This window comes from Nitrospirota bacterium (assembly GCA_040756155.1).
Taxonomy (GTDB): domain Bacteria; phylum Nitrospirota; class Thermodesulfovibrionia; order JACRGW01; family JBFLZU01; genus JBFLZU01.
Map to the genome: position 1 here is coordinate 18,299 of JBFLZU010000008.1, position 10,933 is coordinate 29,231.

General features: G+C 38.7%; 17 protein-coding genes. 10 read left to right on the plus strand and 7 right to left on the minus strand.

Features of this window, described 5'->3' with window-relative positions:
* Positions 1 to 7 precede the first annotated feature (7 nt).
* From AB1488_00785 to priA, 4 genes are all read right to left on the minus strand, one after another.
* Positions 8 to 748 (minus strand): DUF116 domain-containing protein, encoded by a 741-nt coding sequence (locus AB1488_00785; protein MEW6408635.1) that lies wholly within the window; start codon positions 746 to 748, stop codon positions 8 to 10.
* Positions 745 to 1,689, minus strand: a complete 945-nt coding sequence (fmt, locus tag AB1488_00790; GenBank protein MEW6408636.1) for a methionyl-tRNA formyltransferase — start codon at positions 1,687 to 1,689, stop codon at positions 745 to 747. Before fmt ends, AB1488_00785 begins: the two co-directional genes overlap by 4 nt.
* A gap of 5 nt (positions 1,690 to 1,694) precedes the next feature.
* Positions 1,695 to 2,201 carry a peptide deformylase gene (def, locus tag AB1488_00795; GenBank protein ID MEW6408637.1) on the minus strand — a complete coding sequence of 169 codons (507 nt, stop codon included), beginning with the start codon at positions 2,199 to 2,201 and terminating at the stop codon, positions 1,695 to 1,697.
* A gap of 147 nt (positions 2,202 to 2,348) precedes the next feature.
* The gene (priA, locus tag AB1488_00800) at positions 2,349 to 4,547 is read right to left on the minus strand and encodes a primosomal protein N' (GenBank protein MEW6408638.1); all 2,199 of its coding nucleotides are present in this window, start codon (positions 4,545 to 4,547) and stop codon (positions 2,349 to 2,351) included.
* Positions 4,548 to 4,861: 314 nt separating this feature from the next.
* On the opposite strand from priA, the gene AB1488_00805 reads away from it, so the two are divergent.
* The gene (locus tag AB1488_00805) at positions 4,862 to 5,134 is read left to right on the plus strand and encodes a hypothetical protein (GenBank protein MEW6408639.1); all 273 of its coding nucleotides are present in this window, start codon (positions 4,862 to 4,864) and stop codon (positions 5,132 to 5,134) included.
* Between the two features lie 2 nt (positions 5,135 to 5,136).
* The gene (locus AB1488_00810; GenBank protein MEW6408640.1) at positions 5,137 to 5,400 is read left to right on the plus strand and encodes a hypothetical protein; all 264 of its coding nucleotides are present in this window, start codon (positions 5,137 to 5,139) and stop codon (positions 5,398 to 5,400) included.
* A 37-nt stretch (positions 5,401 to 5,437) separates the two neighbouring features.
* On the opposite strand, the gene AB1488_00815 is transcribed toward AB1488_00810, so the two are convergent.
* The 3 genes from AB1488_00815 to AB1488_00825 all read right to left on the minus strand — a co-directional run bounded on the left by AB1488_00815 (position 5,438) and on the right by AB1488_00825 (position 6,649).
* Positions 5,438 to 5,815, minus strand: a complete 378-nt coding sequence (locus AB1488_00815; protein ID MEW6408641.1) for a metallopeptidase family protein — start codon at positions 5,813 to 5,815, stop codon at positions 5,438 to 5,440.
* A 188-nt stretch (positions 5,816 to 6,003) separates the two neighbouring features.
* Entirely contained in the window at positions 6,004 to 6,183 is a 180-nt protein-coding gene (locus AB1488_00820; GenBank protein ID MEW6408642.1) for a hypothetical protein, read from the minus strand.
* A complete protein-coding gene (locus tag AB1488_00825) occupies positions 6,164 to 6,649 on the minus strand; it encodes a PIN domain-containing protein (protein ID MEW6408643.1) in 486 nt (161 codons plus the stop codon). The genes AB1488_00820 and AB1488_00825 overlap by 20 nt, the downstream gene beginning before the upstream one ends.
* 347 nt (positions 6,650 to 6,996) lie before the next feature.
* On the opposite strand from AB1488_00825, the gene AB1488_00830 reads away from it, so the two are divergent.
* From AB1488_00830 to AB1488_00865, 8 genes are all read left to right on the plus strand, one after another.
* Positions 6,997 to 7,749, plus strand: coding sequence for a hypothetical protein (locus tag AB1488_00830; protein MEW6408644.1), 753 nt, complete (start codon positions 6,997 to 6,999; stop codon positions 7,747 to 7,749).
* Between the two features lie 287 nt (positions 7,750 to 8,036).
* Positions 8,037 to 8,267, plus strand: coding sequence for an Ada metal-binding domain-containing protein (locus AB1488_00835; protein ID MEW6408645.1), 231 nt, complete (start codon positions 8,037 to 8,039; stop codon positions 8,265 to 8,267).
* A 361-nt stretch (positions 8,268 to 8,628) separates the two neighbouring features.
* A complete protein-coding gene (locus tag AB1488_00840) occupies positions 8,629 to 9,471 on the plus strand; it encodes a hypothetical protein (GenBank protein MEW6408646.1) in 843 nt (280 codons plus the stop codon).
* Positions 9,472 to 9,698: 227 nt separating this feature from the next.
* Entirely contained in the window at positions 9,699 to 9,851 is a 153-nt protein-coding gene (locus AB1488_00845; GenBank protein MEW6408647.1) for a hypothetical protein, read from the plus strand.
* Positions 9,808 to 10,137 (plus strand): nucleotidyltransferase domain-containing protein, encoded by a 330-nt coding sequence (locus AB1488_00850; protein ID MEW6408648.1) that lies wholly within the window; start codon positions 9,808 to 9,810, stop codon positions 10,135 to 10,137. The genes AB1488_00845 and AB1488_00850 overlap by 44 nt, the downstream gene beginning before the upstream one ends.
* The gene (locus AB1488_00855; GenBank protein MEW6408649.1) at positions 10,134 to 10,541 is read left to right on the plus strand and encodes a HEPN domain-containing protein; all 408 of its coding nucleotides are present in this window, start codon (positions 10,134 to 10,136) and stop codon (positions 10,539 to 10,541) included. The genes AB1488_00850 and AB1488_00855 overlap by 4 nt, the downstream gene beginning before the upstream one ends.
* 80 nt (positions 10,542 to 10,621) lie before the next feature.
* Positions 10,622 to 10,774 carry a hypothetical protein gene (locus AB1488_00860; protein MEW6408650.1) on the plus strand — a complete coding sequence of 51 codons (153 nt, stop codon included), beginning with the start codon at positions 10,622 to 10,624 and terminating at the stop codon, positions 10,772 to 10,774.
* Between the two features lie 14 nt (positions 10,775 to 10,788).
* Positions 10,789 to 10,933: dephospho-CoA kinase (locus AB1488_00865; protein MEW6408651.1), on the plus strand; the 145-nt coding region annotated here is incomplete at its 3' end.

Here is a 10,933-nt window from a genome sequence, read left to right on the forward strand (position 1 = left end):
GGTGGGGTTATTTCCCGATGAAAAACTTCAGGGCATCCTTTACAGTATCTATGTCCACAGAGGTATTAAAGCAGGGACCGTATGGTCTATCATTAATAATCGCCAGAACAGGTAGCGGATATACATCAGGTAATCCTGTCCAGAGTTCTCTCTCACAGGCTACTGCAACAATCCCCTGTGGTCTTTCTTTCTCCACTATTCTTCTTGCGAGTGAACCACCAGTAGCAACAAAGATATGGAGATCTTCTTCCTTTGCCAGTTCTGTAAGGTCCTTGACCTTGCATTTACCACAACCTGCACAGTTATAGACATTGCCTGTAATCCTTATCTTGCATTCATTAAACTGGAGGCAGTGTGGAAGAAGGACAAGCAATCTTTCAGGCTTCACGGTTCTCGGAATGGAGCGAACAATAAGATTATTAGTATCAATTAATATCCTGTGGAGTTTATCTCTTTGTATACCGATGAATTTCCCGAGTAAAGTCATTACAGGATAGAATAATTTGAGATAAATCCCTCTAAACAACTCAAGGTGCCTGGAGCCCTTGAAGATACCAATACCTATGAAAAGAAGGGTAGCGCCAACCGTCACAATAGCAAGTAGAAATATCACACCAAGAATCTTTGGAAGAGATGGATATATCCTTTCCATCCATGGTGATAAAGTGAGCCATATCGCTGCAACGAACAGCGATATAAATAATAGTGTCACGAACGAAAGGGCAATAAATAATCCTCTACCCTTCATATAAACCTCATGCCTTCTTTTATCCTGTAACCATTTGCAAATGCCTCAGCAGACATCCTTGCCCTGCTTTCAGGTTGAAGTTCTTTCAACACTATTATACCATTACCCGTTATCACATGAATACCCTCTCTGTCTATGACCTGTATCAGACCGGCATCCGAAGAGAGTTGAGAGTTGAGAGTTGAGAGTTGAGAGTTGACAGATGCTTTCCAGATATTCAATCTCTTTCCATCTATGTAAGAGAATGCACCTGGCCATGGATTCATGCCCCTTATCTGGTTATGAATCTCAAGTGCCGATTTCCTCCAGTCAATCCTGCCATCATCTTTCTTCAGCATGGGTGCAAAAGTCGCCTTTGATTCGTCCTGTTTTCGTGGGATTATTGAACCAGATTCAATCCCTTTTAATGTCTCAACAAGGAGGTTTGCGCCGGTGTTTGCGAGTTTTATTGAGAGTGTTTCTGCAGTATCTTTATTCTCTATCTCCATCTCTTTCTGTAACAGTATATCCCCTGTATCCATCCCTTCATCCATCCTCATGGTTGTAACCCCTGTTAATCTCTCCCCATTTATAATTGCCCAGTTTATCGGAGCAGCACCTCTGTATCTTGGAAGAAGAGAGGCATGGAGGTTTACACATCCTAATCGAGGTATTGTCAATATCTCAGAAGGAAGTATCTTCCCGTATGCTACCACAACTATCACATCAGGAGACAACTTATTTATGGACTTAATAAATTCAGCATTCTTTATTCTTTCAGGTTGCAGGAGAGGAATACCGAGCCTCTCTACCACAATCTTTACAGGAGGTGGACTTAATTCTCTCTTCCTTCCTTTAGGTCTGTCGGGCTGTGTGATAACCTCGATAACCTCTTCGGACTTCGATAGAGAAATTAGCGAGGGAATAGAGAATTCTGGGGTTCCAAAGAAAATTATCTTCACCCCTGTTACCCTCTGATTGTTACTTTTTTTCGGTAGCGTTTTTTAAAAATCTGTCTCTTTAATGGACTAATCCTGTCTATGAAAAGGATACCGTTTAGATGGTCTATCTCGTGCTGGATTGCACGGGCAAGAAGACCGATAGCATCAAACTCTTTCTTGAGCCCGTCTCTTCCGATACCTCTTACACTAATCTTTTCCGCCCTTTTTACCTCACTCGTATACTCAGGCACACTGAGACAACCTTCTTCCGCCATCACATTACCTTCCTCTGCAATTATCTCAGGATTTATAAGTGCAATTGGTGGGATACCCCCTTCTTTTATACCGATATCTATAACTATAATCCTCTTTAATTCACCAACCTGTGTGGCTGCAAGACCGATGCCAGGGGCAGAATACAGCGTCTCAAACATGTCGTCTATGAACATCTGAATCTCTGCATCTATGTTTTCCACAGGCGATGCCTTTTTCCTAAGCACAGGATCGGGGTATTTTTTAATCTCCAGTATCATATTAAAATTTTACCATTATCCGAAGGAAAAATGAAGATTAAAAAACTCGTTTACCCCGTTAGAAAGAAAGCCCCGCTTTTTAGTCAGGGTGAAGAAATATATAGCTCAGGTGGGGTTTAAAGCCCTATCCGAGCTTTCTAACGGGGCTTACATCATTGAAACAGGATCCACATCAATCTCTATCTTACAGCCCTTTAGTTCGGAGGCATTATTTATAAGATTCCGTATAAGTTTATGCAGGTTTTTTGCATTGTCTCCCCTCAGCAAAATGTGCCATCTGTATCTACTTTTGAGCCTCTCTATAGGTGCGGGTGCGGGTCCAAGGATGTCACAACCAGTTATCTCCTTAAGCAATACCTCAGAAATCTCTCTGAGCCTGTATGCGGCATTTTCTACTTTATCCTTTTTTGCACCATGTAACAATAATCGCACAAACCTCTTGAAAGGAGGATAACCGAGCTGTCTTCTTTTCTTTTCTTCGTCTTGATAAAAGCCTGTGTAGTCATGACTCTTCACAAACTGCATTACAGGCTCTGAAGGCATAAGGGTTTGAATTACCACCTTTCCTGGGGTAATCCCTCTTCCAGCACGACCTGCTAACTGAGTGAGAAGCTGAAATGTCCTCTCAGCAGCACGGAAGTCGGGCAGATTTAGTCCTGTATCCCCTAAAATGACTCCTGCTAATGTAATATTAGGTAGGTCGTGTCCTTTTGCGACCATCTGGGTTCCTACCAGTATATCTACATCGCCTCTCTCAACGCCTCTTATAATCTTATGATGAGACATCTTCCTGTAAGTTGTATCCCTGTCCATCCGTGAAACCCTTGCATTTGACAGTAACCTGTTGAGTTCATCCACTACCTTTTCTGTTCCGATTCCTATGTAACTGATCCTTATCCCTCTGCAATTTGGACATACGAGATCTACCTTTGATGTAAAGCCACAATAGTGGCACAAAGCCATAGCCCTCTTCTTATGATAGGTCAGGGTTATACTGCAGTTTCTGCATTTCACTGTAAAACCACAGTCCCTGCAGATGATAAAAGGTGAATATCCTCTTCGGTTAAGAAGAAGCAATGCCTGCTCATTCTTCTCAATCTTATCTTTGAGTTCACTTATCAGCATCTCTGAGAAGAACTCTGAGACCATCGGCTCTCGGGTAATATCAATGATGTTTATATCTGGAAGGGGTTTTTCATCTATCCTTTTTGGAAGCCTTAGGTATATATATTTCTTTCTGATTGCATTGAAATATGACTCTATTGATGGGGTGGCTGTCCCGAGCACAACGACTGCGTTTGAGATCTTACCTCTCATTATTGCTACATCCCTTGCATTGTATCTTATGCCCTCCTCTTGTTTGTAGGATGTGTCCTGTTCCTCATCCACAACTATCAAACCGAGATTATTCACAGAAGCAAACACAGCAGAGCGTGCTCCGATTACTATATCCGCATCTCCCTGTTTTACTCTCATCCATGCATCTGACCTTTCTCCCTCTGAAAGTCCACTATGTAGCACAGCTATTCTCTGCCCGAACCGCAACATGAATCTCTCTGTAATCTGGGCAGTCAAGGCTATCTCAGGGACAAGTATGAGTGCCCCCTTCCTGGCAGTGATTGTATGCTCTACTGCATGCATATAGACCTCTGTCTTTCCACTTCCTGTAACTCCGTGGAGGAGAAAAGTCTCGAATACACCTCCATCTATCGCTTCAGATATCGACCTCAGAGCCTTTTTCTGCTCGGGATTAAGTTTGTGCTGAATGTCTTCTCTGGATGTTTCAACAGAATAGGGGCTTCTGTAGACCCTTTTTGTAGAAGAGTAAAGAATATCCTTATCTATAAGTTTTCTTATCGCTGATGCTGAAAGTCCCAGTGGTGATGCCTTATTAAGCGGTATCTCACCTTCTCTAAGTATTACTTTCAGTGCCTCAGCCTGTTTCGGAGGCATATCTGTAAGGTTCTCGATTGTTTTATAATCTATGCCCTTAGCGAGGCAGAGAACCATTTGCATCTTTGGCTTCACAATGGGTGGGATAGCAGTCTTTATGACAATTCCCCATCCAGAAAGATAATAATCAGATACCCATTTTGTAAGCCTGAGAAGGTCATCGTTTAGAATCGGGTCGCTATCGAGTACAGATGCTATCTCCTTTACATCCTTAATAGGGGTCTCATCAACAATAGAGACGACAAAACCTATTACCTTCCTGTTTCTGAAAGGAACTAACACACGGAAACCGGTATCGACCTTGCCACTCAGCGATTCAGGTATCGCATAATGGAATACCTTATCTACATCAATCCCTACTGCAACAACAGCATATTTCACTTGATTCTCCACTTGTCATTCCGAGCCCTTCACTTCCTGTCATTCCTTCGCTTACGCTCAGGACATGCTTTATGCTCAAGATAAACTCCACGAGGAATCTCATCTCTTGAAATTGCGGAGACTGCCCAGAGGTTTGAGATTGCTTCGGTTTCACCTCGCAATGACATTTTCATAATCACTTATGTGTTTTAATATACCAGTTTCTTAAGGCGTATGGCAATACACCATGTTCGTGCCTGGGTAGATCCTGAGGCAGGAGTTGCCGATTATTAAGCATCTTCTTGTAAACAGCAATAAAAAATATTAGATGATGTGAGATTGAACTTATGCTATACTTTTTATATATGAATATTGAAGGCAAGAGGCAATTAAATGAGAAGAAATTTTCTAACTGGGAGAATTTACCTGATGGAGGCAGAAGATATTGGCTTGAGGTGGAAGGGAGACATGGCTGGAAGGCAAGATATGTTAAAGAAGTGAACTCTATGGAAGAAACGGTTAAATTTTATCAGGAAGTCTATGATGGCAAGGGTGATTTAATAGAAATACATGAAAAATTTCCTGTGAATAAAAGCCATAGGAAGTTAAAGGAGGGATAACAATGATTTTAACAAGAAAAGCACTTGCAGATATGCTTATTAAATATATAAACAGGGAGATAGACTTATCAAGCCTTGTTGACTGGGCAGAGGATATGATAAAAGAAGCTGATTTTGAGAACAGGAGTTTTGAACTTATAAGGGGGGTTCTTGCTCGTATAGGACTTGCAGACGTCCGTGAATTTGGTCTTACATGGGATGATTGTTATGACTACCTTCATAAACTCGGATATGATGTGAAGGTAGAATTATTAGAAGTAAAGTAGATTTTACGCACGCTGTGATAACAAAACACTGGAACGATCACTCATATTTCCTCAAATCTCTCTCTGAAAGTCCAAAATAATGGCCGACTTCATGGATGAGGGTCTTCTGAATCTGTTCAATAAGCTCCTTTTCCGTAGAACATATATTTTCGATGTTTTTCTGAAAGAGGATTATCTTATCGGGCAGGGGGTAGGGGATATCAAAGAAACCTCCTTTCTTAGGATAGGGAACTCCGCTAAAAAGCCCGAGCAAGAGTTCTTTTTTTGAGTTTAATCGTTTTGCATCTTCACTGCCTGGATAATCTTCTATGATGATTGTAATATTTGCAAAAAATCTTCTGTATTCTTCAGGCAATGTTTTCAGTGCCTTTTCAACAAGCCTTTCAAAATGTTCTCTGCTTACCCTGAAGGTCATGATCCTCCAAACAGTTTTGGGGCAAGGCATTAGGGAATTTTGGGGGATTCTGTCTGGCTTATTTTTTCGAGTATTTTATTGATATTGAAGCTCCTCGCTTCGAAATGTAAGGAATTGTTTTGTTTCATATTCGCTCGCTAACGCTCGCTGTGCATTTTCATAAGTTAAATAATAGCAATTCTTTGTTTTTAACGCTTGATATGGTCTTTTGACTGGACAATCTTTAACCCCAGAGACTTAACGATGTCCTCGGTAGCCCTACGGGTTTTTTCGATAAGCTCTTTCGGAGAAAGATTTTTGGTTTCGTTGTAGTCCTCTTCTCTAATCTTATGAATCCATTCAAGTGATTTATATCTCCACTTCTCCATATCCTACTACCTCCTCTGGTGATATGATCTCGATAGGACTATAACCCATCTTTAAATTTGTACTGTTAATTAATCTTCGCACAGTTATGTTCACCATATGTCTATAATTCCACGAAACAATAAAATCTACTTCGTGATATACACCAATTGCAATATGTCTGGCATCATTGCGATACTTTACTGGAATAATTCCATCGTTTATATAGGCATCTGATAACTCAATACATTCCTCAGTCTCCTCAAGTATTTTTAATCCAGTCTCAGCAATTGTGTTCTTTAAATTTCCCTGTATTTCGTAAGGGGCCTTTAGAATCTCTTCTAAGGTTAGAAAGGAAATAAATCCCTCATAAAGCCCGTCTTTGATTAATTTGATGAGATTCTCTGCTGTATTTACTCTTTCTGGGTCTTCTATATCAAAGTATCCACCAAAGACTGAGGTATCTATATATAGTCTTGTCTTTTTCATTATCTTTCTTCTTTCAACACAATGCTTCTTGTTAAATAAAACTATACACGAAAAAAGGCATTTAGGCAAGCACATAGAGTAGCGAAGTAAGTCTTCCACACAATGGTGTGCTGTTGTGTGGTTTTGGCCGACTCCTTCTTTGTTACTCCTGCAGATAGGAATCCTAAGATAATAGCCGGTCTTAAGGAAAAGCCTTCGAAATTCTAAGGAATCATTTCTCCAAGATTTATCTTCACAAAAGATGGTAATGTGATATAATGGGGTTGATTATAGCAGATAATCTATAGCAGTGAATAAACGAACCATGTTCAATTATTTTAAGTTATATACGAAAGGAGGGTAAACTAATGATCCGTTTCAAGTTTGTTGTTCCAATTACTATAATTGGAATACTTCTTTTTTCAGGATACTCAGAATGCTCAGAAAAGAGGAGCAGTAGCATAGAACAAAGAATTAGTGATCTTGAACTAAAAATTTATAAAATTAATCTGGAAATGTCAGACCTCAAATTTAAGATTGAAATGCTAATACGCAAGAGCGTTGTCCTTGATCCGTCTTCTCTAAAACATTATGAAAGGATTGATACATCTTCTGGTTTTTTCTTGATCTCCTTGGAAGATGTAACGCCTTATTTGGATGGATATAAGCTAATTCTCAGTATTGGGAATCCTTCTTCGGCTACATATGCTGGGTTTACTTTGAGGGTGAAATGGGGTAAACGATACTATGATAGCGGGGAGTATCTTAAATGGAAGGAATTGCTGGCTAAGGATAAGGAATTGACGAACAGACGGGATGAAGTGTTTAATAAATATATGGATGAGTTGCAAAAGAAAAGGATGTCATCTGCTAAGAAACTATGGGAAGAGTATGAGAAGATAGGGAAGGAGCAAAAAGCGTTATATCCTGAGCTAAGGCCTGATTTATTGTATGCTAAATGGTGGAAATCATTGCAAGAGAAGGAGGTGCCTTTTACTGAGGAGTTGAAACCTGCGTCTTGGAATAAGATTGAATTAATTATATCTCCAGCGAAGGCTGAACAAATTGGCTATCTGGTGTTATCAATGGATACAGAGGTGGTTAGATTATTCGGAAGGTAAAATGAGAAGATTACTCTTCCTTAGTATATCACGGGCAAAAAGACTACGTAGAATTTTTTTATACACCGATATTAACTGTCATAGACATGAAACAATAAACACAGAAGAAGCCAAAGAAATGTTTAAAGAAACTATAAAAATTGCATAAGAGCTTTATTCTTATCATGGATTTTAGCTAAAGACTTAATCGCTTGATTTAAAGGATTAGCAAAAGTCATATAGCACAGAAGATTGTTGAAAATCCGAGAAAGAGGTTTTATAGAATTCTAATTACTGATTGAGAGGAAATGAAAAAGATTTTATTATTAATTTTTGTCTTGTTCTTTAGCCTGAATGTTTATGCAGCCGAATTCTGGGCATCATCTAAGTCTAATAAATATCATTATCCTACTTGTAAATGGGCACAGAAAATAAATCCTAAGAACCTTATAGTTTTTAAATCTCCTGAAGATGCGATTAAATCTGGCTATATTCCTTGTAAGGTTTGTAAGCCTCCTGTGGCTTCTAAGTCCAAGTAATCTTACTTATGCTCAGGATTTCTACCTTTGCACTCGTATAATTGACGGTGATACTATTATTATTGAGATAGAAGACAAAGGAGAAAAAATTAGATTTATAAGGGTTGATATGCCTGAAACAGTTCATTCGTCTAAGCATGTCAAATATTTTGGTAAAAGATCTTTATTCCATTAATTCTGTTCCCTTTTGATTTAACAAAATTTTTGATTTCTTATCTGAGGCTTATGAACTCATTTTGCTATATCTTTGTAAAGTCAAAATATTTGTTTCTCCCTTTTGAATATTCTGGCTGAGAATATGGCAATGTGATATAATGGTTTTGCTATAACTCTCTTACCAAAATATAAAAAGGAGTTCTTTTTGGATTTCATTAAAATAAAAAAAGATGGGGAAATTTCTGTAGATGACTCAGAACGGGATGAAAGCCCTCTGGTAGAGAGATTTGTTACTTTAGTCGAAAAATGGGGTTTTGATAGACTTAAGGTTTCCTCTGGTATTAATCCTAGCCCTGATTTTGGATACTTTGAGCTTGCAGACCGTTTCTGGCGTGCATCATTATGTATATACTTTGTAGGTACAACCAGAGGCTTTTGGGAAGATGGCGTAGGTTATGTAGAGCCATGGTTATTCAATGCCCGTCATTCAATTGAGCTATATTTGAAAGGTTTTCTGCTGTATGCTTTTTGGTTTGAAGAACTGCAAAATAATCACCTATCTTCAGGTCGTAAAAGACAAGTTGATAATTTAAGAAGCAAAATTAATAATCCTCACAATATATATGAGTTATACATGGATTATGAAAACGAATTCAAAAATCTTATTGGAAGATGGAATTCAGAGAAGCTATCGGATGCCCCTGAAGTTGATAAAATGTTATTGAGTACAGAAGGAAAAAAAATTCTAAAGGAAATAGATGAGACTGACAAAACGAGCTTTCGTTTCAGATATCCGAGCCTTAAGGTTGAAAAAGCAGATCAATTACAGGAATTAAGTTGGAGGCATGACGAGTCACAATTGTTACCAATAACAGGGTTGCCCAAAAGAGCAGGATATTTTTTCGACCATGTGAAGGTAATCAATAGTTTGCATACACTTATAAAGGAGATGAAGTTAATTGCGTCATATCATGAAGCAGTATTGAACTCCATAGATAATCTTCAAAATATAGAATTAGATATAATGGAAGAATTTTATAGTGAGTGATTTTTTGAATATAAGCTAACTCACTTCTGTCCAGAATAATCTAAATTCATAAAATCCATCCACATAAAATAAGGCTTTTCGACTATGGTTAAAAACTTCCATTTTTATACAAAAACGGAAATAAATTGCTTGGCTTGAGCGGAATCTATGGAAAAGCAAGGCATGACCTTTCATCAAACCATGAAAATCCTTTGACAACCTCTATTTATTATCCCTATAATTGCTTATTGAAAGAAACACTTTTCCATATCGAGGATGAAGATAGGCTTGACATAGCAATCATAAAGAGTGCCGATTTAACAATAAACGGTATTAAGGAGGTATTAAGGAGCTATTATGAATCTGAGTCAAAAAGAGAGAGATATCATAAAAGAGTTTAAAAATAAGGCTATGAAGCAATACCCTGGGGAGATTATCAATGTTATAGTTTTTGGTTCAAAGGCGAGGGGTGATGCCTCTGAAGAATCGGATATTGATATTCTGGTAGTAATCAAGTCAGATAACTGGCGAACGGGGGACAATATCCGTGATATTGGATACGAACTTGAATTGAAACACGATCTAATTCTCTCTATTCAAGTAGTTAGTCAAAAACATATAGCGCATTTAAAGAATATCCGTTCGCAGTTTATAAGAAATATCGAAAGAGAAGGGGTTGCTCTATGAGAACAAACTTTAGTAAAGTAGAGGTCAGAAAAGAATTTGAGCGCGCTGAAAAAGCGTTGAGGGCTGCACAGATTCTATTGAAAGATGACCTTCTGGAGGATGCCATATCCCGTGCTTATTACGCCATTCTCCATGCTGCAAAGGCAGTCCTATTGGTTGAGAATATCAATGTAGAGTCACACAGGGCAGTAAAAAGACTTTTGGGACAACACCTCATCCAGACAGGCAGAATAGATGCAAAATATTCAAGGATCTTAGCAGAAGAACAAGATGACCGCTATCTGGCTGACTATGATGTGATCTTTTCACCTGAAAGAGAACGAGTTCAGCAACGGGTAGAGGATGCGGTGGTTTTTCTCAATGCAATGAAATCTTATCTCGAAAAACATGGAATTACTCTTTGAGGTATTAAGCATTCGAGAAATTGTTTCTCAACGATAGGAACGATAGGTAGACACCAATCCATTCTGATAAACGATAAAAGATGGGAAAAGTTTATAAAGATAAAAAATCAAAGGGCTGTGCATTATGTAAGCCGCATAAACATGGCTGGGCTCCAAAGAAAAAGGCAAAGATTATCGCTATTGAAAAAGAGATGGATAAAGAAATCAACAAGACATTATTGAGGTCATTCTAATCTGAGATATATCAATGAAAATACTTGGTCTTACAGGTGGGATTGCGAGCGGGAAAAGCACTGTAGGTTCGGTCTTTAAATCACTTGGTGCCCATCTCATTGATGCAGACGAGATAGTTAGAGATATTGTCGAAGAAGGCACACCTGTATGGCAGGAAA